Annotated in this window: 22 protein-coding genes; 5 read left to right on the forward strand and 17 right to left on the reverse strand. The window is 64.0% G+C overall.

Features of this window, described 5'->3' with window-relative positions:
• Window positions 1-145 precede the first annotated feature (145 nt).
• The 3 genes from LNV07_RS20965 to LNV07_RS20975 all read left to right on the forward strand — a co-directional run bounded on the left by LNV07_RS20965 (window position 146) and on the right by LNV07_RS20975 (window position 2,961).
• The gene (locus tag LNV07_RS20965; RefSeq protein WP_263573143.1) at window positions 146-1,855 is read left to right on the forward strand and encodes a PEP-CTERM sorting domain-containing protein; all 1,710 of its coding nucleotides are present in this window, start codon (window positions 146-148) and stop codon (window positions 1,853-1,855) included.
• A gap of 102 nt (window positions 1,856-1,957) precedes the next feature.
• A complete protein-coding gene (locus LNV07_RS20970) occupies window positions 1,958-2,374 on the forward strand; it encodes a hypothetical protein (protein ID WP_263573144.1) in 417 nt (138 codons plus the stop codon).
• A 188-nt stretch (window positions 2,375-2,562) separates the two neighbouring features.
• Window positions 2,563-2,961, forward strand: coding sequence for a hypothetical protein (locus LNV07_RS20975; protein ID WP_263573145.1), 399 nt, complete (start codon window positions 2,563-2,565; stop codon window positions 2,959-2,961).
• 116 nt (window positions 2,962-3,077) lie between these two features.
• Here LNV07_RS20975 and LNV07_RS20980 read toward each other — a convergent pair whose 3' ends face one another.
• The 12 genes from LNV07_RS20980 to gspG all read right to left on the reverse strand — a co-directional run bounded on the left by LNV07_RS20980 (window position 3,078) and on the right by gspG (window position 16,722).
• The gene (locus LNV07_RS20980) at window positions 3,078-6,182 is read right to left on the reverse strand and encodes a S8 family serine peptidase (protein ID WP_263573146.1); all 3,105 of its coding nucleotides are present in this window, start codon (window positions 6,180-6,182) and stop codon (window positions 3,078-3,080) included.
• Window positions 6,183-6,221: 39 nt separating this feature from the next.
• The gene (locus LNV07_RS20985; RefSeq protein ID WP_263573147.1) at window positions 6,222-6,962 is read right to left on the reverse strand and encodes an NF038120 family PEP-CTERM protein; all 741 of its coding nucleotides are present in this window, start codon (window positions 6,960-6,962) and stop codon (window positions 6,222-6,224) included.
• Between the two features lie 389 nt (window positions 6,963-7,351).
• Entirely contained in the window at window positions 7,352-7,876 is a 525-nt protein-coding gene (locus LNV07_RS20990) for a type II secretion system protein (protein ID WP_263573148.1), read from the reverse strand.
• Between the two features lies 1 nt (window position 7,877).
• Window positions 7,878-8,291 carry a type II secretion system protein gene (locus LNV07_RS20995; RefSeq protein ID WP_263573149.1) on the reverse strand — a complete coding sequence of 138 codons (414 nt, stop codon included), beginning with the start codon at window positions 8,289-8,291 and terminating at the stop codon, window positions 7,878-7,880.
• 2 nt (window positions 8,292-8,293) lie between these two features.
• A complete protein-coding gene (locus tag LNV07_RS21000) occupies window positions 8,294-8,761 on the reverse strand; it encodes a type II secretion system protein (RefSeq protein WP_263573150.1) in 468 nt (155 codons plus the stop codon).
• 4 nt (window positions 8,762-8,765) lie between these two features.
• Window positions 8,766-10,940 (reverse strand): secretin N-terminal domain-containing protein, encoded by a 2,175-nt coding sequence (locus tag LNV07_RS21005; RefSeq protein ID WP_263573151.1) that lies wholly within the window; start codon window positions 10,938-10,940, stop codon window positions 8,766-8,768.
• On the reverse strand, window positions 10,937-11,503 hold the full coding sequence (locus LNV07_RS21010) for a hypothetical protein (RefSeq protein ID WP_263573152.1): 567 nt from the start codon (window positions 11,501-11,503) through the stop codon (window positions 10,937-10,939). The genes LNV07_RS21005 and LNV07_RS21010 overlap by 4 nt, the downstream gene beginning before the upstream one ends.
• Window positions 11,500-12,075: a GspMb/PilO family protein gene (locus LNV07_RS21015; protein WP_263573153.1), complete on the reverse strand. Its 576-nt coding sequence runs from the start codon at window positions 12,073-12,075 to the stop codon at window positions 11,500-11,502. The genes LNV07_RS21010 and LNV07_RS21015 overlap by 4 nt, the downstream gene beginning before the upstream one ends.
• Window positions 12,072-13,496, reverse strand: a complete 1,425-nt coding sequence (locus LNV07_RS21020; RefSeq protein WP_263573154.1) for a PilN domain-containing protein — start codon at window positions 13,494-13,496, stop codon at window positions 12,072-12,074. Before LNV07_RS21020 ends, LNV07_RS21015 begins: the two co-directional genes overlap by 4 nt.
• Window positions 13,489-15,033, reverse strand: coding sequence for a GspE/PulE family protein (locus LNV07_RS21025; protein WP_263573155.1), 1,545 nt, complete (start codon window positions 15,031-15,033; stop codon window positions 13,489-13,491). Before LNV07_RS21025 ends, LNV07_RS21020 begins: the two co-directional genes overlap by 8 nt.
• A complete protein-coding gene (locus tag LNV07_RS21030; protein WP_263573156.1) occupies window positions 15,030-16,226 on the reverse strand; it encodes a type II secretion system F family protein in 1,197 nt (398 codons plus the stop codon). Before LNV07_RS21030 ends, LNV07_RS21025 begins: the two co-directional genes overlap by 4 nt.
• 40 nt (window positions 16,227-16,266) lie before the next feature.
• Entirely contained in the window at window positions 16,267-16,722 is a 456-nt protein-coding gene (gene gspG / locus LNV07_RS21035) for a type II secretion system major pseudopilin GspG (protein WP_263573157.1), read from the reverse strand.
• A gap of 255 nt (window positions 16,723-16,977) precedes the next feature.
• Between gspG and LNV07_RS21040 the strand changes: the two genes are divergently transcribed.
• Complete coding sequence (locus LNV07_RS21040; RefSeq protein ID WP_263573158.1) at window positions 16,978-17,976, forward strand: sulfurtransferase; 999 nt, start codon at window positions 16,978-16,980, stop codon at window positions 17,974-17,976.
• Between the two features lie 571 nt (window positions 17,977-18,547).
• Window positions 18,548-18,985, forward strand: a complete 438-nt coding sequence (locus LNV07_RS21045; RefSeq protein ID WP_263573159.1) for an SRPBCC family protein — start codon at window positions 18,548-18,550, stop codon at window positions 18,983-18,985.
• A gap of 139 nt (window positions 18,986-19,124) precedes the next feature.
• On the opposite strand, the gene LNV07_RS21050 is transcribed toward LNV07_RS21045, so the two are convergent.
• The 5 genes from LNV07_RS21050 to LNV07_RS21070 all read right to left on the reverse strand — a co-directional run bounded on the left by LNV07_RS21050 (window position 19,125) and on the right by LNV07_RS21070 (window position 24,101).
• On the reverse strand, window positions 19,125-19,424 hold the full coding sequence (locus LNV07_RS21050) for a hypothetical protein (RefSeq protein WP_263573160.1): 300 nt from the start codon (window positions 19,422-19,424) through the stop codon (window positions 19,125-19,127).
• 179 nt (window positions 19,425-19,603) lie between these two features.
• Window positions 19,604-19,990: an MAPEG family protein gene (locus LNV07_RS21055; RefSeq protein WP_263573161.1), complete on the reverse strand. Its 387-nt coding sequence runs from the start codon at window positions 19,988-19,990 to the stop codon at window positions 19,604-19,606.
• Between the two features lie 35 nt (window positions 19,991-20,025).
• Entirely contained in the window at window positions 20,026-21,093 is a 1,068-nt protein-coding gene (locus LNV07_RS21060; protein ID WP_318013780.1) for an alpha/beta hydrolase family protein, read from the reverse strand.
• A 125-nt stretch (window positions 21,094-21,218) separates the two neighbouring features.
• A complete protein-coding gene (locus LNV07_RS21065; RefSeq protein ID WP_263573162.1) occupies window positions 21,219-22,361 on the reverse strand; it encodes a helix-turn-helix domain-containing protein in 1,143 nt (380 codons plus the stop codon).
• A gap of 39 nt (window positions 22,362-22,400) precedes the next feature.
• Window positions 22,401-24,101 carry an AMP-binding protein gene (locus LNV07_RS21070; RefSeq protein ID WP_263573163.1) on the reverse strand — a complete coding sequence of 567 codons (1,701 nt, stop codon included), beginning with the start codon at window positions 24,099-24,101 and terminating at the stop codon, window positions 22,401-22,403.
• Between the last annotated feature and the right edge of the window lie 45 nt (window positions 24,102-24,146).

The raw sequence follows: 24,146 nt of genomic DNA on the forward strand, positions 1-24,146 counted from the left end.
CCGGCGGCCTGCAAGGTGTTGGTCGCCATAGTTAGAAATTAACCAGGAATTTGCTGGCTAAGGCGATGCGCAGAGTCCAGCAACCGACCAGGAATGCGGGCTACTTCGGGTCAATTGATCCAGTTTTTCAGAGAAATCCCTATCCATGAACAAAATTCAATCTACATCAAAATACCGGCTGGCGTCTTTGGCAGTCGCTGTATTGACGTTGGTCGCCTCACAAGCCCAAGCGCAGGTCGCCAAGCCCTATTTCGAGTTCAAGAAACCCAAAGCAGTTCTCTCCAGTCTGGATGTATCGGTTGGCGACATTACTCCGGCTAGCCAGGTCTTTAACGCCAGCGGCGCCTATGTGATGGGCTTTGAGGGCATCAGCCAATACGACCTGACGGCATTGGGGAAAAACGCAATCCCGCCCGATACCATTGGCGCGGTTGGCGCGAACCAGTACATGACGACGACCAACGGGGTCTACGGCGTCTATGACAAGTTCACCGGCGTGCGCACCTCGCGCGTGACGGACACCGCATTCTGGGCCGCAGCCGGCCAAGTCGGGGCCAGCGGTGACTCGCGCGTGATGTACAACTCAACGGCCAATCGTTGGATCGCGATGTCCTTCGGCGCCAATGTCAAGGATTTGCAGATTGCCGTTTCGGACACCTCCGACGCCTTGGGCAGCTGGAAGTCCACCAAGTTTGAAGGTTATGCAGGTATGGGTTTCGGCGGCACCGCCGACTACCCAACCCTGGCGCTGGACCGCAATGCGGTCTATATCGGCACCAATAACTTCGCCCCTGCGACTGCTGGCGGCGCCAACAGCTTCCGTGGCACCACGCTGAACGTGATCCCGCTCAACAGCCTGTTCAGTGCAGCGCCATCGACCGAGAACATGACGCGCTTCTTCACGCCTTATGACGGCGCACCTGGCGCCATCAATGCGGATCGTGGCTTTGCTATCCAAGGCGTCAACAGCAACAAAGCCGGCTCCTCGGGCAAGGTACTCGCCACCTCACTGTTCAACGCCGACACCATGACCTACAAGGTCAACGGTTTGCTGCCGAATTCGGCCACAGCGGCATCCTTGTCTGCTTCGGTAGGCATCGGCGAAAAGGGCTTTGAGTCGCCCAGCGATGCGCACCAGCCTTCGGTCGCCATCGCGGCCAATCGCAATATCGTAGCCGCCGGCGACGAGCGCACCAGCAGCTCCATCTATGAGGCCAATGGCCGCATTTACATGGTCAAGACGGTCGACCCGACCGTCAATGGCGTGGCCGATGAATCACGGATCCGCTACACCGTGCTCGACGCCAACACCAACGCCATTCTTGACCAAGGCGATATCGGCCAGGCCGGCTACGACTACTACCAAGGTTCGATCGCCGTCAACGATGCGGGCCAAGTCGTGATCGGTTACAACCGCTCCGGCCTTGACGCCCTCACCGGCAAGATCAGCTTTATGGGCCAATCCTTCAGCACGGGCGTCGATGGTCATTTGATCTCCAAGAGCGGCGAGCTGCTGCTCAAGGAAAGCCTGACCGACGACTATCACAACGGCAGCGTCTTCGGTCAGGCCTCGGTCGGCCGCCAGCGCTGGGGTGACTACAGCTCGGTATCGGTAGATCCAACAGACTCGAGCAAGTTCTACCTGATCGGTGAGTTTGCGCGCGAGTACAACAATGACGCGGGCGGCCATCCAGGCGGCAGCGGTGGTTCGCGTTGGGGCACCTGGGTTGCGGTTATCGACGCCAACGTGGCGGCCGTTCCTGAGCCAAGCACTTGGTTGATGCTGGTTTGCGGCATGAGTGCCGTGGGCTTTGTGGCAAATCGTCGCCGTCGCAACGAAGGCAGCGCCAGCTAAGAAGCCAAGCGCAGTTCTTTAAATAGTTCAAACGCGGGCCGGGGTTATCCTCGGTCCGCGTTTTTGTTTTTTGGCGATCAGTTTCGAACACAAGAGGTTGATATGAACGAGCGGCATTTCAAGTTAGGTTTTTTCGGAGGGCTGATGATGGCAACACAGATGGTTTGCGCCGCTTCAGCGGATCCCGCAATCGACGGCACCTGGGGCGGCGATCGCCTGCAGCTGACGATAGACGCCAAGGGCGGGCGGCTGGAGTCCGACTGCGCCAGCGGTGGTTTTGCCGGCCCCTTGGTCTTGGGCAAGGATGGCCGCTTTGTCGCATCCGGGCACTTTACCCAGCACCAAGCCGGCCCCGATCGTGCCGACGCCGACACAGCAGCGACCCAGGCCAGCTACGTCGGCGAGGTCAAGCCAGACGGATCGAGCATGACCTTGTCGATTAAGTCGGCGGGAGCGGAGCCCGCACAGGTTTTCACCTTGCGCAAAGGCGTGAAGGTCAAGCTGGTTCGCTGCCTTTAAGCTTGGTCCTTGCTCGCTCCAATGCCGAAGCAAGCCTTTGTTCTGCACAGATACAACCGGGGCTTGCCAGCGCGCCGCAACTGGGCGAGCATGTCGGCATGAATCTATCAGCCAGAACACATCGCCTGCTCTGCAAGAGCGGTCTCATCGGCCTTCTGATCGCAACGGCCGCTTGTGCCGAGCAACCCATGAGCAACGCCAACCCGAATCCAAAGGCAGACATCAAGGTTCAAGGTCAGGCCGAACCGGCCAGCCAGAGCTTGTGGCGGCAAATCCAGGCCGAGGTCGGCGACGCCGCATGCGACGGCCCGCAGCAATGCCACAGCATTGCCATTGGCGCCAAGTCCTGCGGCGGGCCGGACAGTTATCTGGCCTGGTCGAGCAAGCATACGGATGCGAAGAAACTACGCAGCCTGGTCGAGCGCCATGCCGAGGCACGCAGAGCCGAAAACGCGGCCTCGGGCATGGTGTCGGACTGCCGCCTGGTCACCGATCCGGGTACGCGCTGCTTGCCTAACTCCAAGGGTCAGGGCGTGGTTTGTGTGTTGAATGAGGGCCACCGGGGCGGTGGCGGGTCCGCCATCTAAGCGCATTTCTTGCTTCAATAAAAGAAGGGCTGCATGTCGCAACATGCAGCCCTTCTTGCATTTTTGCCAAGCCTCGGGGTGGGCGCATGGCCCACCCTAGCACGGCAGATCAGCGCTTACTTGCTCAGCTTCACAGCCTTGTCACTCTGCGCCAAAGGAGCAGCTCCGGTCTCGACACGCAAGGCGGTCGTGGCTTGCACCTTGCCGCTGGCGTCCAGGAACTGGGCCGCACCCAAATAACGCTCGCTATTGGCAAGACCCGACCAGCTCATGCCGACCACCGCATTGCCACCCGACACAACCTTGCCTGGCAATGCGACCTTGAAGTTGCCGCCCATGTCGGCGCTGGTCACGAGCCAGCTCGACAGCTGGTAGCTCATCGAAGCCTCTGGGCCGGCATACGCATGCACGCAAACCTTGTAGTTACCAGCCTCAGGGCTGGTGATTTGCATCGCTTCGTTCGAGCCACCATTGCCCGAGTCGCCCACCTTCACGCCGGCCGCGTTGACCATCACTAGGTCAAAGTCGTCCGCAGCGCCATGGCTGGTGTCTTGGTTGCGCAGGGCGAAGCGAGCCACCACCGTGCCGGCAGCGATCGTCACCTGGTGCACCTTGACGTTGGCGGTATCGACACCGGCCTTGCAAACGTTCAAGGCATTGGCGGCGTCATTCGGCGCGAGCGTCACGCTTTCACCCAAGCTTGCGGCCTTCAGCCCACCCTTGATGGCCGTCATGCGGCCGGCAAAGCCGGTCTTGACGTTAAACAGCTTGCTGCCGCTGACGCGGTCGCTGGTCAACTCGGCCGGGGCGACGATGGCCTTGCCGACCTTGGCGGTCAGCGGGCTCTTGACCACATGGCCGGCGCCGTCGCTCCAGGTCACCGAACCATAGTTCCACTCGTTATCAACGGCGGTGGTGGCGGTGATCTTGACCGTGAACGTGGCCTTGGCACCAGGTGCCAGGGTCAGCGTCGAAGGCGTTACCACGGTCGTGAAACCGGGCAAGCTGGCGCTAGCGGTATAGGTGGCGGATGCCGCGCCGACATTGGTGACCGTGCGGGTCATCGTCACCGGCACAGTGCCCAAGACATTGCCGACCGTCATCGAAGGCAGGTTCAGGTTATAGGTCTCGTCGAGCGCGCCGCCTACGCAAGCGGCACCGCTCAAGCTGCCAACCTTGCACTGGTACTTGGTGTAGTCCGCAGCGCCCAGATCAAAGACCAGGCCTGGATCGGCGGCCTTGTTCGGGTCCACATGGCCGGCACCTTGCGACCATGGCGTCATGCCGTTTTGCATGCCGGTCAGGCCGTCATCCAAGGTGTTGTAGGTGGTCGTCATCAACGCCGACTTGATCATCGCAGGCGTCCATGAAGGATTGCGCTGCTTCAGCAAGGTCGCCAAGCCGGCCACGTGCGGCGAGGACATCGACGTGCCTTGGTAAGAAGCCCAAGCCGGCAGGCCAGCGGCTGCGCCGCTTTCGATCGCGAGCTTCTCGGCTTCGGTAGCGCCGGGCGTCACGCTGGCGACCACGTCCACGCCAGGCGCGGTCAGGTCGGGCTTGAGCACATTGCCATCAAAACGGTTCGGGCCGCGCGAGGAAAAGCCGGCCATCTTCGGCGCGGGCGTGGTGCCGATGAAGAACTTCGTGATCGCAGCTGTTGGCGTTGCAGCTGCCGCATAGGTTTTGACCAAGGCGCCGTCGGCGGCGCTGATGTGGACGGACGGAATGCTGTGAGCATCCGCGACCAGGCCGGAGCCGTTATCGACCAGCACCATGCCGACACCGCCGGCGTTTTGCACGGCCAGGCTCTTGTCGACACGGGCATTACCGCCGCGAGTGCAGACCACCACCTTGCCGGCCACCTTGGCCGGATCCAGCAAAACCTGACCAGCCGGCGCTGCGGCGCTGTAGCAGAGGTTGGCATTGCCGCCGCCAACACCGGCTGCTTCGGCCAGCAACATATCCGTGGCAGTCAAATCATTCAGACTCAGCGTGGCGCCGGTATAGGCGGCACCATTGCCCAGGGTTACCGTGCCCTTGAAGGCGCGATCATGGGTGGACGCAGCGACCGTCGTCAGCCATGGGCTGATGTGAGCCACTTCATTGGCCGGGCCGCTATTGCCGGCCGAAGCAGCGACAAACACGCCCGCATTGGTAGCGCGCAAGAACGCTTGCTCGGCAGAGTCATTGACGCTGGTGCCGCCGCTGATCGAGAAGTTAATGACGTTGACGCCGTCTTTGACCGCTTGATCGATCGCGCTGACGATGTCGGAGCTGGTGCAGCTGTTCTTGCCGCCGGTTGGCTCGGTCGCCAGGGGGAAGGTCCAGCAGACCTTGTAGGACGACACGCGGGCACGCGGAGCCATGCCGGTAGCAACACCCATAGGCACGCCGTTGACGACGGCCGTGGCACCCCAGTTGCCGGCCACGGTCGAGGCCGTGTGGTCACCGTGGCCGCCATGGCCGACGCTGCCGCCGATCGAGTCACGGGCTGAATTGTCGAATTCGGTCCAGTGGAAGGTCGGGTAGTTAGCGTGCATGCCGGCGCTGAAGTAGCGTGCACCGACTAACTTGTTATTGCACTTGATGTTGCCGGCGGTGTCGCAAGTGCCGCTGAAAGTTGCCGGCGCAGGGCCGTAGTTCTGCGCGTCGGCAGGGTTGAAGCTGGGCACGCCGTTGGCGTCCACGCGATCGGCAAAGGCTGGGTTCTCGGGCCAGATACCGCCGTCGATGATGCCGACAACCATGCCTTCGCCGGCATTGCTGCGGCCGGACAACTGGCTCCACAGGCCGCCGGCCTTGTCCAGCCCCAGGAAGGTCGAGGTCGAAATCGTCAGCAACTGACGCATCTCATCCGGCTGCACCGACAGCACGCCGGCATTGTTCTTCAGCGTCGCGACTTCGGCGTCGGTCAGCAGCGCGGCAAAGCCGTTCAGCACCGTGGTGTAACGGGCAAACACCTCGGCATTGGCCACCGTCGAGGCGACCAGGTTCTGCTGCTCACCCAGGTATTGGACATAGTCCTGCACCGCAGCAGACTCGAAGTTGATGCGGGCAGTGGTGGCACTGCGGGTCTGTGCTGGGGCCAGTTGGGGAGCGCTGGCGACGGGCTGCGCTTGCAGCTGGACGATGTAGGCGCGGCGGGCTTCCTGGGCTTGTGCGCTGGCGGCAAGGCCGGCCAACAGAGCCACGGCGGCCAGGGAAATTGGACGAAGTTTCATTGATCTATTCCTTGAATGTGTTTGACTTGACCGAGACGCTCAGGCGGCCTTGCGGCGACGGGCGATGGCGCCGACGGCGGCCAGACCCAGACCCATCAAGGCCCAGCTGCTTGGCTCGGGCACGGCTGCGGTCATCGTGATGTTGTCGATAGCGTAATTGGCCAAATTGGCGCTGCTTGTGCAGCTGCCGGCGGCATTACAGGCATAACCGCGAATCCGGATGTAGTTGACATCCACGTTGGCAATGCTGGCCGGCGCCACCAGGCTCGCGAAATTGAAGGTGCCGCCTGTGGGCCCAGCCAAAGGCATCTGGACGCCGGAGAACAGCGTTGCATTCGCGGCACTAAATCCTGCGATGACCAGAATCCCGCTGAGGGCGGGGTAGATGGTGCCGTTGACTTCGCCGACGCCGATGATGGAGGCATCCAGTCCGGTCATGCGGAAATTGGCCCCGTCATTGCGGCCGAAATAGAAGTAGCCGTCATCCACCATGCCGATGAATTTGCTGCTATTGCCCTGTGGGCAGCTCATGCCAGGGCCGCAGGTATCGGCCAGATTGCTGCCATCGATGACGCTCCCCACCAAATCGCCAGCCACGGCGCCGACGCCATAAGACTCTGTCCAGAAGTCGCCGAAAATGTTTTGGCCACCGGCACCTGTAATGAACGGTGAGTCTTGTGGCTGCTCGAAGTCCAGCACCGCCGCCTGGGCCAGGCCCAAGCTGGCCAACATGGCGGCCGCAGCCGTCGCCTTGATCATCATCGACATCTTGATCTTCATTTTTTGCCTTAAGTCCCAATGGTGGGGGTGAAGTGATCCACTGTTTGACTGGCACCGATGATTCTTGAAGATAGCAAGAGACCGGAGCAGCCGACCGTTCTAGCCATGAGTGAATGTTGTTAGCTCAGCTCATTGCTCGAGAGGTTTGGATTCTGCCGAGACAGGCCTGCAACTCCATCCCGAATTGCCCGCCCCCCATGCCGGGGGGGAGAGGGTTTTTACCGAGCCCGCGGAGGCAATTCGAGTCATTTCAGCGGTTATAGACGAGCCTGCTTTTTTCACCAGGATCCACCTGACATCCGGGTTATCCCCCGATGTCACGGTTTGGCGAAAAAACATCGCACCGAAAGAGTGTCTTCAGCGGGGCTTTCGATTGGCCGCTGGCTTGATCAAGGAATTGGGCTTGACGCCGGACCAGGGCTTGGGATGGCCATGTTTTCCGGCGAAGCAGCGCTGGCGTCACCGGCGGCCTTGTTCGTGTTGGCCGCAAACACCCAGTCTTGCGCCGTGGCGATCGCCGTGCCGTCGGCTTGTAGCTGCCGCAGCAGCGGCCGCTCGGAGCGGCTGTGCACGGCCGAGAAGGTTTTGGGGTTGGCCACATCGGGCACCAGCACCCAGTCGGCTTTGCCGGTAAAGGGGTCGGCATAGGCGCGGCGCAAATGGTGGTGGGTCTTGGGGCCGCGCCGGTCGGCGAGCAGATCCTCCAGGCTGCCAGGGTATTGCGCCAGGCCCGGCGAGGTCTTCAAGTAACTCGCTATTGCCTGGGCAATCTCATTGCCTCGAAACTCCAACTCGCGTTCGCGCTCGCGCTGCGCGGCGGTGCTCCAGGCTTGACCCAAGGCCGCCAAACCCGCCGCCGTGATGGCGACGAAGAAGAGCAGGCCGAGATAAGTGAAGCCTCTTTGCCTGGACATCTCACCAATCCGCAAATAGCCGCCCATCGCTGGCGCGGCCGGCGGCGCCGCTGCGCACGTCGTAGACCTGTCCGGTCGCGACCGCATCGGGCGGCGGCGCCAGCACCACCCAGGCCTCGCGGCTGCCGGTCAGCGGGTCCTCGGGGATCTCGCGGATATAGCGGGCCGTGGCCAGCTCCTCCAGCGAATCGGGGTAACGGCCTTTGTCGGCGGCATATTGATCGAGCGCGTCGCGCATGGTGCTCAGCGAGCTGCGCAACGCGGTTTCTTTGGACTTTTGCAAGCTATTGAAATAACGCGGTGCGGCGATCGAAGCCAGCAGCGCCACGATCGCCATCACCACGATCAACTCGATCAGCGTGAAGCCGCGCGCCCTCGGGGGGCCGTCCATATACTCAGGGGCGAGGGGTTTCATTTCTACCAATCCTTGTAGCGCGAGCCGTCCAGCGCACGGCGCTCGGAGCGCGAAAAAACATCGAACACATCGCGACCGGGGCGAGGCTCATCGGGCGGGCTATCGGCGGCCCGCTGGCCCCAGGTTTCGGCCGGCGCCAGGCTGGGGTCGGCGAACGGGTCGCGCGGCAGCCGGCGCAGCAAATAGAGCTTGCGGCCATCGACGCTGCGCGCATCCGGCACGCCCGCCACCAGCGACTGCAGATTGGGCGGGTAGCCGCTGTCCTCCGGGCTGGCCTTTATCTGGCCGGCCTCGACGGCTTTTTTATAGGCGTCAAGCGCGCCACGCAGCGTCCGCAAGCCGGCCCGCAACTCATGCTCGCGGCTGCGCTGCACCGTCAACTCCAGCAGCGGCCGCGCCGAGCCGGCCAGCATCGCCATGATGGCCAGCACGACCAGCATTTCAATCAAGGTGAAGCCGCGCTGGTACATAAGGTCAGCGTGGCGCATCCACGGTCAACAGGCCCGAACCTTCCATCCGCACGGACGCGCTCTCGCCATTGAGCCCGCTGGCGGACAGGCCGCTCAGGCCGATATTGAGCACCTGGCCGTTGGCGGCCGGCAAGGCCCGCAACACCACCACCCGCTCACCGCGCGGCGCCAACTCGACCGGCAAGCGGCCCGAGTTGGCGCCGGCACTCGCCGCCGCCGGCTGCAGCCGGGTCGGGTCATATTCCAGCTCGCCCTTGACGGTCAGGCCGGAGTCGTTCTTCAGCGTCACCGAAACGGTGCCACCCGCGGCGACCTGCGGCGTCACGTCCAGATGCACGGTCGCCTCCTGATTGACGGCCTCGGCCGCAGCTGCGGCGGCCGGCGCGGGGCGCGCCAGCGCAGCCGCTTGGCCGGCCCCGACCGGCGCCACACCGACCTTGGTATTGGGTTTCAACAGACTGCTGAAAGCGCCCGGCGAAGCGTCGGTGCCGCTGGCCATGCGGGTCATCGCCACATCCGGCAAGGCCAGGCTGCGCACGATGCGCGGCGTGATCAAGAGCACCACCTCGGTCTTGTTGCGGGTGGAGTTCTGCACACCGAACAGAGTACCCAGCACAGGCATCTCCGAGAGGCCGGGGATGCCGCTGGCCGAGCGGCGGTCTTCGTCGCTGATCAAGCCGGCCAAGACTTGCGTCTCGCCATCGTTCAAACGCAGGGTGGTGGAAGTCTGGCGGGTGCCGATCTCATAGGCGGTGGTGCCGCCGGGGCCGGTCACCTGACGGATCAGATTGCTGACCTCCAGGCCGATCTTGATCACCACATCGTTGTCGAGCTGGATGCTGGGCTCGACATCAAGCTTCAGGCCGATATCCAGATAGCTGACATTGGCCGCCACCGAGGTGGAGCCGGTGAAATTGGTGGTGGTGGTGAAGACCGGCACCTTCTGGCCGATATGGACCTTGGCCTTTTCCCGGTTGCGCACGCGAATCTTCGGGTTGGCGAGGATGTTGCCATTGCCCGAGGTGCCGCGAATCGTCGCCGCCACGGCCGGGTTGGCGATCGTCGCGCGGAAGTCATTGTGGCGACCCAGCTCGACCTGCCCCTCCACAAAGGGCAAACCAAAGTTAACCTTGTCCGGCCATTTCAGGCCCAGGTCGGTGACGCGGTCGGTCGACAACTCCATCACCTCGACCTCCAGCATCACCTCGGGCTCGGGCAGGTCGATCGAGGCGATCAACTTCTCGACCAAACGCATCACTTCGGGGGTGTCACGCACCACCATCAGGTTGAGGCGCTCGTCGATATGGATGTCACGCACCTTGGTGATGGTGCGCACCATCGCCTGTACCTGCTTGACATCGGCGTTAGCCAAGAAGAGCGTGCGGGTGATCAGCTCCTGATGCTCGCGCTGTTTGGCGGCCGTATTGGGGAAGATCAGCACCGAGCTGTCGTTCAAGAGCTTGCGGTCCAGCCCTTGGGTGGACAGCAGCACGCGCATCGCCTCGTCAAGCGAAACATTGCGCAAGAAGATCGTCACCTTGGCGTCGGCGCGCACGTCCTTGTCGAAAACGAAGTTGATATTCGAGCTGCGCGACAAGGCCTCAAAGACCTGGCGCAGCGCCGCATCGCGGAACTCCAGGGTGACCGGCTTCTGGAACGCCGGCCCCATGTCCGTCGCGGCGGCCTCCAGCGGCCGCGCCTGTGCCGATTGGCTCAACAGCAAACGCGCGCCGGCGTGGCCGGGCGACTCGGCCAGAATCTCGCGCGCCAAGGCCTCGGCCCGATCCGGCTTGCCATCGCGCAGCGCCTGGCGGGCCAGCACCAACTTGGTCTCCTGACGCCGGCCGCGCTCCAGCTCGGCCTCGAACCAAGTAATGCGTGGATTCTTGGCGTCCACTTCGCGCAGGCGCTGCAGCGCCTCGGCGGCCTCGTCCCAGCGGCCGGCCGAGCGCAAGCCCTCGATTTGCACCAACAACCTTGTGGTCAGCTGCGAGGCGATGCGCAGCTGCGCGACACGCAGCGACTGCTCATGCGGGTCGAGCTTGCGCGCGTCGTCAAGCACGGCGTAGGCTTGAGGTAACTGATTAGCTCGCACCAAATCATCCGCTTGGCGCAGCGCCGGATGCGCGCAGGCCGCCAGCATTGCGGCGACGGCCAGGGTCAAAATAAAGGACTTCATGAGGGCTTGAACGAAATGGTTTGGTTGAGCTTGGCGGGCAGCCAGGTCAGGCTGAGCCCGCGTTCGGTGACGTGATCGACCCGCCATTGGCCGTCGATCACGTCGCCGGCCTTGACGGCCAGGCTGCGTACCGGGCCGGCCAGCAGGGCCTGCGCTTGATCGCCTTCGACCAGGCGGCCGATCAATTGATAGGGGAAGGCCGGCGCCACCGGCACAGGCGGAGGCGCCGGCGCTGCGGCAACTTGCTTGGGGGCGGGCGGCGGCGGTGGTGGCGCCCAGGCCGCGAAGTAGCCTGCGGCGGGCACGGCCCAAGCTTCGCGTTCGACAGCGGCCCAGTTGGTGGGAACCAAGGGCTCTGCGGTCGAGGGCGCAGTTGCGCGCGCAGCCGCCGGCAGAGCAGATGAAGGCGTAGCGGCACGCCGCTCACCGGCCACCGGCTTGGCCAGCGACTCCTCGCCATCCGGGCTCAAGGCCGACCACAGCGTGGCCGCCAGGGTCAGAGCCAGCGCGACACCCAGTGCCAGGCGACGCTGGTTTGAACTTGCTTGCTGCGCCTGATTCATGATTTGCCGCCTGCGCTACGGGGGTCGATGCGGGCATGCAGCGACCACAGCAGCTCGGCCTCCAGTTCGGGCGCATTGGGGTTGTTGCGGCGCAGCTTCAGCGCATCGAGGCTGAGTGCGGGGTCATGGCGCAAGGCCGCATCGATAAAAGCGCGCAGCTGCGCATAGCCGCCGGTCAAGGGCATGCTGATGCGCAAGCGCTCCAAGCCGGCGCCGGCGTCGACCGTCAGGCGGTGCTCGGTGCGCGCGCTGACCAGCCCCATGCGCAGGGCGATTTCGAGCAAATCCGCCAGACGTTGCTGGCGCGACTCGGCCTTCGGCAAGGCCTGCTGCCATTGCTGCGGCGTCGCCGGCGGCGCGCTCGGGCCATTCAGCAAGCCCGCCGCGCGCTGGCTGCGCAATTGGCTTTTCAAGCCATCGGCCTCGGCCCGCAAACGCGCGCCCTGCTCGACCCAGCGCTGGCCACCGAGCAAGAGCAAGGCGGCCAGCAGCAGTGCAGCAGCACCGAGCAGACCGGGCCAGCCCAAGCCCCTGACGGCTCGTTTCAATTCGATCACGTTCATGCCCTTCATGGCCTTTCGTCCTTGGGCGCGGAGGCCGCCAGCGGCGCCAACTCGAGCTTGAGCAGGCTCGGCCGCAGCTTGGCGCTCAACTCGAAGCGCTGGCCGACCAGCCCTTGCTCGGCATTCTGAAAACGGCTCAAGACCACATCGCGCCAAGCCGGCGCGGCGGCCAGTCGGTCCACCAGCGACAGCGCGGCGGACTTATCCTGCGCCAAGCCCTCCAGGCGCAGCTCTTGCCGGGCGGCATTGAAATCCAGCGCCAGCCAACTCAGTTCGCCCGGGCTCGCGGCCTCCGCACCGGCCTGCTCGACATTGGCCAACAAGGCCTCCCAGGGTTGGCGCAACAAGGCCTGCACCTCGGCGGCGCTGCGCTGCTGCTCCAAGTCGGCCGACTGTTGCGGCGCGGCCTTGGCCGACGGGGCCGGAGGCTTGGGCGCGCCGGTGGCGGCCTGTTTGAGTTCGGCCTGCACTTGCGCATGCTCGATCGTGGCTCGCTGCAATTGCTCGCGGCCGTCCCAAGCGCTCCATCCTCCCGCCAACAGCGCCAGCACACCCAGGCCCAGCATCGGTGCGGCCAAGCCCGAACGCGGCGGGCGGGCGCCCAGAAAATCAGGCTGCGGCAGCGCCGGCTTGTGTGTCGTCGCGGGCACATCAAACCAAGCCAGCTCGGGCCCGCGACCGTCCAGCCGACCCGCTGCCTTCAGACCCGGCCAGCCCAGTGAGGCGAGCAGGCTGCCAGCGTCCAAGCCGTAGCCGCCGACCCATATCTTGGCCTGATGCGCCGGCTCGCCGGCCGCACAAAGCTCGCGCAAGGTGTCGGCCAAGGCCGCCTGCGTGGGCGCGGCCAGGCGCAGCTGACGCAAACTCTGCGGCCGGCCGTCCTGCAGCAGCAGCCAAGTCAAGACCTGACCATCCACCCAGGCCAGCGCGGCCTTGGGGGCATGGAACCAATCCGATTGCTGCTCCGCCAAGCGCCGCAAGAGTGGCGCCCAGGCCGGCTGCACGCGGCGCAGCGAGACATCAAATTGCCGCGCCGACGCCTGCAAGGCCGCCCCGGCCGCACCATGCAGCGCGCTGGCGCCACATTGCTCGGATTCGCCCCCGCCGTTGACGCGCCAGGTGGCGATTGCCCAGCTCTTGGCGGCGGCGCCGAAGTAATGCCCGAATAGCTGGCGTGCATAGGCCTGCAATGCGCCCTCGTCCTGCAAGGGCAGGCCGGGCTCGCAAACCAGTTCATGCAGCAATTGCGCCGAAACGGTGATCTCGGCGGCCGCGCCGGCATGCGCGCGGCACCAGTCTGCGAAGGCCATGCTTTTCGCATCGCCGGCTTGGCTGACGCCATCCGCGCCGAGGAATAGCGCTTGCGGCGCGGCCACCCGCGCGAGCAGGCGCCGCCGCAGTCGAGCAAAGGAATATGACTTGCTATTCATCGAGGGTGACCCGTTCCAATTCCTCGAAGGTGGTCTCGCCACGGCAAACCGCCGCCAAGACCATGCTGCGCAAGGGCTTCATGCCGCGCGCACGGGCGGCTTCCTTGATTTGCGACATCGGCGCGCGCGCCGCGATCAGGTCGCGCAGCGCGTCATCGAGTTTCAGCAACTCGGCCACCGCGCGCCGGCCCTTGTAGCCGGTGCCACGGCAATGGCCGCAGCCCTCGCCTTTGAGGAAATTCGTGTCTTTCGCATCGCTCAAGCCGTAACGTGCCAGGGTTAGGGAATCAGGCTGAAACGGCCGCGCGCAATGCTTGCAGGTCAGCCGCACCAAGCGCTGCGCCAGCACCGCGTTCAGCGCCGAGACGACGTTGTACAGGTCCAGCCCCATATGCATGAAGCGGCCGATCACGTCGAAGGCATTGTTGGCGTGCACGGTCGAGAAGACCAGGTGGCCGGTCAGCGCCGCCTGCACCGCGATCTGCGCGGTCTCGGCGTCACGGATCTCGCCGACCATCACGCGGTCGGGGTCGTGGCGCAGGATGGAGCGCAGGCCGCGCGAGAAGGTCAGGCCTTTTTTCTCATTGACGGGAATCTGCACGACGCCGGCCAGTTGGTATTCGACCGGGTCTTCGATGGTGATGATCTTGTCATCGCCGGTGTGGATCTCGGCCAGCGTCGCGTACAAGGTCGTCGTCTTGCCGCTGCCGGTCGGCCCGGTCACCAGCAACATGCCATGCGGCTGGCGCGCTTGGGCGCGGATGGCGGCGCGCTCGTCGGGCGGGAAGCCGAGCGCATCCAAGGTCAGGCTGCCGCCCGCCTGCTCGATGCGAGCGCGGTCCAAGACCCGCACCACCGCGTCTTCGCCGAACACGCTGGGCATGATGGACAGCCGGAAGTCAACCACCCGGCCCTGCACCTTGAGCTGGAAGCGGCCGTCTTGCGGCAAGCGGCGCTCGCCGATGTCCAGCTCCGACATCACCTTCAGCCGCGACACCAGTTGCTCGGCCACCGCCGCGCCGTCGACCGTGCGCACCATCGACATCACGCCGTCGACGCGAAAACGGATGGCGGCACCGCGCGCCGTGCATTCGATATGTACATCGCTGGCGCCGTCTTGCAGCGCGTCGTACAAGGTCGCGTTGAGCAGGCGCACCACCGGGCTGGCCTGCTCGGACATCATCAGCGCCGACAACTCCAGTGCGCCGCCGCCGGCCTCACCGTCGATGATGGCTTCCTCGACATCGGACAAGGCGCGGAAATCGGCCTCACCAGCACCCAGCCAATGGGTGATGGCGGCCGCCTCGCAGCGCAACCAGCGCACCGGCTCCTGCAAGCGCGCCTCGACGCTTTGCAGCAGCAGCGGGTCGGCCGCGCGGTCGCCCAACAGCATCTTGCGGCCGCCGGCACCCAGCGCCAAGACCGCACGCCAGCGCTGCGCCTGCGCTTGTGGCCAATGCTCGAAGTCGAGTTGCCAGGGGCCGAATTCGGCCGGCAGCACATCGGCGAGCGAATGATTGCCAATGACCGCGTTCACTGGACTTGCTCCACAAGTTGAAAGATCGGTAAATACATCAAAACAATAATCCCGCCTATCAACACACCCATGATCAACATCAGCGCCGGGTTGATCGCCCGCGTCAGCAGCTCGGTCAGGCGCGCCGCTTCTTCGTCGTGAAAGGCGGCCGCGCGCTCCAGCATCGCCGCCACCTCGCCGCTGCGCTCACCGACCCGCACCATGCGGCGCGCGACCGGCGTGGCCAAGTCATTCGCCTCCAAGGCCTCGGACAAACGCTCGCCGCGCTCGATCTGCGCCGCCGCCGCGGCCACCGCCGGCCGCCAGGGCTCGGCCACCACATCCTGCACGATGCGCAGCGAGGCCAAGACCGGCACGCCCGAGGCCAAGAGCATCGCCAGGCTGCGGTACAAACGCGCCAAGGCCAGCACGCGCAGCCTCGGGCCCAGGCCGGGCATCGTCCACAAGCTGGCCTGCACACGCCGGCGCAGGCCCGGCTGGCGCCACACCGCGACCGCCAAAACGCCAAGCGCCGCAATGCCCGCTAACACCGCAAAGGGGTGCGCACCGGCGGTTTGACCAAAGCCGATCAAGACCCGCGAGGCCCAAGGTAGGTCATTGCCCAGCCCATCCAGAATGCCGGCAAAGCGCGGCAGCACATAAAGCAGCAGAAACAGAATCACCGCGCCGCCGACGCTCAGCAACATCAAGGGGTAGACGCAGGCGGCGATCAGCCGCGCGCGCAGGCTTTCGACCCAGGCCAAGTAGCGCGCATGCTGAGCCAGCGCGGCGCTGAGCTGGCCGGTGCGTTCATTGGCGGCAACGATGGCGCAGATCAATTCGTCAAAGGCTTGCGGCTGTTCGCGCAGGGCGACCGAGAGCGCCTGACCCTGCTCGATATGGGAAATCACCGCATCCAGCGCCAGCCGCACCGACTCGCTGGCTTCTTTTTCGCGCAGGGTGTTCAGCGCCTCCAGCAGGGAGATACCGGCGTCCAGCAGCACGGACAGCTCCTGGCTGAACAGCTGCAAGGGGAAGGCTTTGCCGGCGGCGCGACCCGAGCCACCCGCCTTGGCGGCGGCCAGTTCCTGCACATCCAGCACATGCTGAGGCGCGACGCCAAGCGCGGCCGCCACCGACTGCCGGTCGGGGGCGTCAACGCGTTGCGTGCGCACCCCGTCGGGGTGGAAAACTCGGGTCAGATAAACAGGCATGGCAAGGCCGCAGCGGGCGCTCTCAAAGCTCTACAAACATTCACCAACTGACCAGATCGGCATCTTCACCCTCGCCGCCGGGCCGGCCGTCGCGGCCGAAGGACAGCAGGTCGTACTCGCCATGTTCACCGGGGGAGCGGTACTGGTAATCGTTCTTCCACGGGTCCTTGGGCACGGCCTTGCTCAGATAGGGGCCGGCCCAGCGCGGCTCATCGGCCGGCTTGGCGATCAGCACCGCCAGACCCTGCTCGGTCGTCGGGTAGCGGCCGACATCGAGCCGGTATTGATCGAGTGACTTTTGCAGGCCATCGATCTGCGCCTTGGCCGCCTTGACCTCGGACTTGCCAATTTGGCCAAAAAACTTCGGTCCCACATAGCCCGCCAGCAGGCCGATGATGACCATCACCACCAGCAGCTCAAGCAGGGTGAAACCGGTACTCCGGTTCGCTAAACCGCGCGACTTCTTGTGACTCTCTAGATTGACGACTGAAACCATGACCAATTCACATTTACTTCTTGAAAGATTGAATGCCGACCGCCAATTTGGCAGCGTTTGCCCTCTCTAGGCCCGCACTATTCCATTCGAATCGCTGCGCCGCAATTAGGACTTGACCACCCCCTCATCTAGAGGGAATGTGACACTGTAACGGTCGAGCATGACAATCTGGCCGCGTCCGGCGGGCCAGGCCGCGCCACCCAAGCCCTAAAATCGCCCGCCCGGCCAGCCCCCGTTTCGGGCTGGCCTTTTCTTTTGAACCACACCCTCCTACGCCCCAGCCCGCCTCGCCCAAGCCATGACGCGCAGTTTCGAAGCGACCTGCCGCGCTGGCGGCAATTGGTCACGGCGGACTGGCTGGCGCGGCTGTTGGCGGGCGAGCGCTTGCAGGCGGTGCCGGCCGGACCATGGTGCTTGTTCGAAGTGGGCAGCGGCGCGCCCGTTGAATTCTTGCGAGCCCATATCCCCGGCGCCGCTTACCTGAACACCGAGCAACTGGAGCGAGGCCCGTATTGGAACAAGCTACCGGACGCCGAATTGCTGAGCTTGCTTTTGAGTCTGGGAATCCGCCATGACAGCACGGTGATTCTCTACGGTCGCAATAGTTGCGCCGCCGCACGCGCCGCGCATTTGCTGCTCTATGCCGGCGTCAGCGATGTGCGTTTGCTGGATGGTGGCTATGCCGCTTGGCAGCGCAGGGCCGGGCCGACCGCCGCGGGCGCTCCCATTCGCTATCCGCCACAGGCCGACTTCGGCCGCAAATTCCCCGCCTGCCCGCAATACCTGAGCGACCTCGCCCGAGTTCAAGCCGTGGTGAGACAGCCAAGCCTTGCCAAGCTGGTCAGCATCCGCAGCTGGGATGAACACATCGGCCTGTGCTCCGGCTATTCCTATATCGAGGCCAAGGGCGACATCCCAGGTGCGCGCTGGGGTCGGGCCGGCAGCAGCTGTGACGTCAACAGCATGAGCGCCTACCAGCATGCCGACGGCACGCTGCTGCCGGCCGCCGAGATTCGGCGTTTCTGGGCCGAAGCCGGCGTCAGCGCCGACAGCCCCTCGATCTTCTACTGCGGCACCGGTTGGCGCGCCTCGCTGGCGTTCTTCTATGCCTGGCTGATGGGTTACAAGCAAATCAGCGTCTTCGACGGCGGCTGGCTCGAATGGAGTAGCCAAGGCTCGACCGATTCGGTTTTGGATGCTAGCCCATGGTCTGCGCCCACGAAGCAAGCGGACGCCCCTTGCGACACGCCATAAAGGCCAGGAAACGACGGAGGGTCAGCTTGATCTTTGGCCGACTGATTTGTGTCCAAGGCTGCAGTCCGTGATTGCGCCTTGGGCGGCAATACGCAAGCGCATGAATGATGGACCCCATGACATAACTCTTAAAGCTTGTGGCAACATACGCCCAGCCTTCTCCAAGGAGTCCCCGATGTCAGCTGACCCAATTTCTCCGCCACGAACCCCAATTCGCTGGCCGTTCCGCTGTTGCGCGGCATTGATCTTGGTGCTGACTTCAATAGGTGTTGCCGGCGAGATCTGGCGGATTTGGCAGTCCTCCGAGATAGGAGTTTCTGCCATTCATTTGGCTTTTCTTCCCGGCCTTGCTTGGTTCGCGAACCTTCTAATTCCTGCCGCAATGCATGGCCGCGTTGCGACACAAACCGAGTGGCCGTTTGCGTCCGAGAGAGTGATGTCGGCCTATTTCATACTTGCACTTCTACTATTCCTGCAGCTTCCGAAATGATGACATTCTGATTACTTCAAGTTATGCGCTGGGCGGTGGCACTCGAGCCTGCCGAAGCAGAGCAAATCCGTTCACCTACCTATGCATATCGAAGAACGCATCCACATCGCAGTCCCGCCCATGGTCATCGACCGCATTTGGAGCGAAGTTGACCAATGGCATCTTTGGGACCCGGACACCAAACAAGCCCGGCTCAACGGGCCTTTCACAGTTGGAGCAAGGGGCCGGATTACCCCCAGCAAGGGCATGGGCGTGCCGATGGTCATCACCGAGCGGACCGAAGAACGATCGTTCACCGTGGAGGCTTACATCCCACTATTTCGCATGCACTTCGAACACAAGGTGCTCCCGATTGCCGGTGGGTCGGAAGTGGCGCACCGCGTGTGGTTCACCGGTGCCCTAGCCTTTCTGTTCGGGCCAGGCCTTGCCAAGCAGGTTCGCGAGGGGCTTCCTCGAACCATGCAGTCACTGAAAGCCTATGCAGAGCAAGGCCATAGGCAGCTCGACAAAGACGCCTAAGCCATCGTTCAAGCGGGACTGCTTTTAAGCGCTCCGCTTGCTACGGTGGCGATGCCTGCATCAGGCCTTGCAGGAGGCAGACTCAACCGAGTTGCGCAGAAAACAAGCAAACGACTCTCGCTGATATCGCAACACTTTCTCAGGCCACCACCCATGCGAGGAAGCAGAGGGCCAAGACAACCGGCGTCAGCTTGTACATATGAGCCACCACCTCGGCGTCCTGGTGCTCCCACAAAAACGCAGCAGCATCGACACTTGGATCGGAACAGCATTTGGCCGAATTCGATGTGCAATCGCAGTGGCGCCCCTGCTCGCAATTGCCCGAGCAGGCACAGGGCATGTGCCTCATGTGCGGCAGATGCCAGGCCTCCGGTTCTTCGCGCTGCTTGCGGGCACGGTCTGAGTCTTCGGCCAACGGTGCGTAAATCAAGGTGTTCATGGGGCGACTCCAGTCTCGTTGTCGATCGCGAAGCCTTCATCGGTGACGACATCGCAACTGGAATATAGGTTTCACCCTGGCCCGCTGTTACCCCGCAAATCAGGGGGAACAACGCCCGGATCGGCGGCGACCGTGATCGACTTCACGCATCCTTCCGCCGCCTTTTGTCGCCCAGGTTTTTAGCCGAGCATCGCCCTCAGCACGCCGATCAAGGCCGCCGTTACCAACAGCACGATAGGCGTCAGGCTGAGCATGAAGCCCAATGTCCGGCTGGCCGGATCGCGGGTGTAGCGCAGCGCGTACAAACCGCGGCCACCCAGATAGACCAAGCCCAGGCTCGCCATCCATTGCGGCGACCAATATTGCGCGGCCAACCATTGCGCCGGCAGATAGGCCACCAGCAATTCCAGGGTATTCATCTGCACCCGGTAGAAGCGCTCGAAGACGGGGTGGCCGGTGGTGGCCGGCGCCTGCACACCATATTTGCTGCGCGCCCGCCCGGCCAGCACGGCGAAAAAAATGTATTGGGCAATGGCAAGCAGGCTGACAAGGGTAACGAGATGCATGAGCGGCTTTTGAATATAGGACTAGGAGTCTGCGCTTAGTTCAGCAAATGCCGTTTGAAAAAATCGGCGATTTTGCGATCGATCTCGGGCAAGACAGCCCGCTCAAAGCCGGGCGGATCATTGAGCAAGTCGCCCAAGAGGCCGCTCAAACCCGGCGGCAGCGGGGATAGAAAAGCCCCATGGCCACCCAGCGGCAGATCGGCCAGCCATTCACAGCCGTTGCCACAGGCCTTCAAGACCGGATCGCTATGCCATTGCGGATTCAGCCAGCGGTCTTGCCGGGCCGTCACCAAGGCCAGCGGCATGCGCGGGTGAGCAAAGCTCGCCATGTCGAAGTCGGCGGCGGCCGGCACCGCCGCCACCGCCGCAGCGATACGCGGATCGGCATAGCTCTGCGGCTGCGCGTCGGCGAACTTGAGCGCAATGACTTTGCTCGCAAACCACTGCTTGGGGCCGTCCAGCCAGCCACCGTTCAGTTGGGTCGTCAGACCCACGCAGAACTGAAAATCCACAAGCAGATTCGCTTCGCAATGGGTGCGAAAGCCAGCCGGCGACCAGCGCCCGCCGGCCAGACTCAGCACCGTGTGGCCACCGGCCGACATGCCGTAGGCGCCGACCTTGTCCAGCGCCAGCAAGGGTGCGAAACGCGCGTCGGCCGCCACCGCATCGATCGCGCGCGACATTTCGGCCGGCCGCAAGGTCCACGAATCCGGGCCGGGGCGGCTCGGGTCTTTGTAGTTGTCCGCCCGGTGTTCGGGCATCGCGACGACAAAGCCGGCCTCGACCAAGGCCCGCGCCAAATCGGCATGCACGACGGGCGAGCCGCCCGAGCCATGCGAAATCAACACCAAGCGACCATTGCCGCGCTGCGGCGGCGCGCCGGGCGCCACCCGCAAACTCATGGACCCCTGCTTCAGCAGCCGTTCAGGGTCCGGCGTCGGGTAGAAAACCGTGACCGGCCCGGCCAGTTCTGCGGCCACCGGCCCGGGCGGGACGGCGATCTCGGTCATGCCCAGATTGGCAAGCGCCGGCAGTTGGGCCAGACCCAAGCCCAGCCTCACGCACAGGAATTTCAGCTTGCAAATGACATCCAACAGTTTCATCTCCAGACTCCAAGCAGTTTTATCCAAGGCGGGTAGCCATTGGATTTTTGAGTGCTGCAGCATGGCAAAAGCCGGCCCGTCGGTCTGGCCGAAAGCCGCGATTGCAGCTTTCGCACAGGCCGATTTCAGGAATCGGCCTGCGCTTGTTGGCGGTATTCGCTCGGGGTCAGGCCGGTGGCGGCCTTGAAAGCGCGGTTGAAGGGGCCAATGGACTGAAAGCCCGCCTCCAAGGCGATGGTCAGCACCGCGGTCGAACGCCGTGCAGGCGCGGTCAGCGCCGCTCGGGCCTCATCCACGCGGTAGCTGTTGACGAAACTGCTGAAGTTGCGCTGACCCAGGCGCTGATTGATCAAGCGGCGCAAGCGGTACTCGGGCAATTGCATGCGCTCGGCCAAGCGGGCGAGGGTCAGATCTTCACTGCGATAGAAGCGCTCCTCCAGCATCAAGCGCTGCAAGCGCATCAGCAAGGCCTGCTCGGCCGCATCGGGGGTCTCCTGCACAGCGGGCGCGCTTGCAGCATCGGTCAAGGGCGCCTCAAGCGCGGCTTCGGTCGAGTCTGGCGGCGCGGCCAGCAAGCCCGTCACCGGCAAGCGCAGCAAGCCCCAAGCCAGCACCAGCGTGATCAGCAACAAGCCGGCCATGTCCAGGCTGGCCGACAAACCCGACAGCCTGCCCTGCGGTGCCTGCAGACGCACGGCCACCATCGTCGCCATATAGGCGCCGCCGGCGATCACGACGAAAGCCCGCAGGCGCCGCCGCCGTTCGACCAGATCACCCCGCCAATGGCGCAGCGCCGTCAACGCGATCAACGCGCCGAACAAGAGCGGCAAGAGCCGCTGCAGCAGCACGGCAGCGGCGGCCAGCGGCCAATGCTGGGTCTGACCGGCCAACCAAGCACAGTTCAGGAAGCTCAAGAGCGCCGTCGCCAGCCAAATCAGCCCATGCTTGGGGCTCAAAACAAATTCATCATCAAACAGCGCGCGGGCAAACAACCAGAACAGCGGCGCATTGCCAACCGACACCGCGACCCAGGGCGCCTGCCCCAGGCCGGACACGCCGGCTTCAAACAGCGGAGCGGAACTGATGACCTGCACGATCAGGCCCAAGGCCAGCAAGGCCCCCAAGACGGCGGCGCTGCCGCGACGAATGGCCGCTCCGCGCAGCAAGTTGGCACCCAGCAAGCCCAGCAAAACGACCACGCCGCCGCGCAAAGCACCGTCTAAGGTGGCTGCTATGAGGTCTGCGGGCGGAGCGAGGGGGATGGGCATGGGGCGATGATAGATAGAGCGCCACCCGGCGCTCAAATTTCAGTCGCCGAACACGACCTTTTTGCGCTCGCTCACCCAGCCCTCGAGTTGCGGGCCGTAAACCTCCTCGACCCGATTTCGCTTGATCTTGAAGGTCGGCGTGATGAAGCCGTTGTCCACCGTCCAGGGTGTCTTGATGACGACCAGGCAGTCGAGTTGCTCATGCGGGTCGAGCTTGGCATTGATGTCATCCAGATGCGCACTCAGCTTGCTGCTGAGTTCGGCGCGCTCGGCCGCCGTGCCGCTATGGCCGGCGGCATCCGGCGACAGCATCACCACGCCGACCGGCTGACCCATGCTGGCACCCGTCACCACGCAGGCCTCAACAGAAGGGTGCTGGCCCAGGCGATCCTCGATCGGCGCCGGCGCCACATATTTGCCCTTGCTGGTCTTGAACAGGTCCTTGACCCGGCCGGTGATGCGCAACAAGCCCTTGGCGTCAATCTGCCCCTTGTCGCCGGTGCGCAACCAGCCGTCTTCGGTGATCACCTCGGCGGTCAACTCGGGCTGCTTGTAGTAACCCAGCATCAAAGCGGGGCTGCGCATCAGCAACTCGCCCGAGGCCGGATCGATGCGGGTTTCGATGCCGTCATAGGCCGGGCCGACGGTGCCGATCTGATCCTCGCCCGGCAGCGTGATGTGCGAGACCGCCAGGTTCTCGGTCATGCCGTAGCCTTCGCAGATATTCAGGCCCAACTTTCGATACCACTGCAGCAAGGCGACCGGCATCGGTGCCGCGCCGCCGGCGGCGATCCGGCATTGGTCCAGGCCCAGCGCCTTCATGATCTTGCGGCGCACCAGGCCGCCGATGATGGGCAGCGAGAGCAGGAAATCGAGCTTCTTCTGCGGCATCTTGGCCTGCACGCCCTGCTGGAACTTGACCCACAGGCGCGGCACCGAGAAGAAGATGGTCGGCCGGGCGCGCTGCAGATCGGCGGCAAAGGTGTCCAGGCTGTCGGCAAAGTAGACCGCAAAGCCGGTGCGCAGCCAGCCATGCTCGACCAGCACGCGCTCCACCACATGGGCCAGCGGCAGGTAGGACAGCATGCGGTCGTCCGCGCTCATCGGAATGCGCTTGAGCGCGGCGCTGAGCGCCCAGGCGAACGCGCCAAAGGAATGCATCACGCCCTTGGGCGCGCCGGTGGTGCCCGAGGTGTAGATCAGCGTGGCCAAGTCATCGGCCTGGCGAATAGGCTCGCCCGCCAGCGGCTGATTGCGCGCGCAAATCGCATCCCAGCCTTCATAGGACTTTTTGGCATCGTCCGGTGAAAGCGGGTAGCTGATGCAAGGCAGCCCTTCGGGTATGCCGGGCTTCATGCCGGACCATCCATCGAGCTTGCCGACGAAGCAAGCCTTGGCCTCGCTATGGGTCAAGATTTGCCGAATGGTCTCGGACGCCAGCGTCGGATATAGCGGCACCGACACATAACCGGCCATCCAGATAGCCAAGTCACTCATCAACCACCAGGCGCAGTTCTTCGACAGAATCGCCACCTTGGCGCCGGGCTCCCAGCCTTGGGCCTTGCCTTGCGCTTGAAGGTGCGCGGCCATGCGCCGCACCTGATCGGCCACCTGGGCCCAGGTGAACTCCTGCACGACCCCGGCCCCCATGGGCTGAGTCAAGGCGACACGAGAACCCAGGGTGCGCTCCCAATGATAAAAGCGCTGCAAGGCCAAGCTATCGGCGGGAATGGTCGGCATGGGGTTGTCTCCGTTAGGTCTCTGAGGTTCAGAGATAAAGGCTAG

It is taken from the genome of Roseateles oligotrophus (assembly GCF_025717515.1).
In the GTDB taxonomy this organism is placed as follows: domain Bacteria; phylum Pseudomonadota; class Gammaproteobacteria; order Burkholderiales; family Burkholderiaceae_C; genus Paucibacter_A; species Paucibacter_A oligotrophus.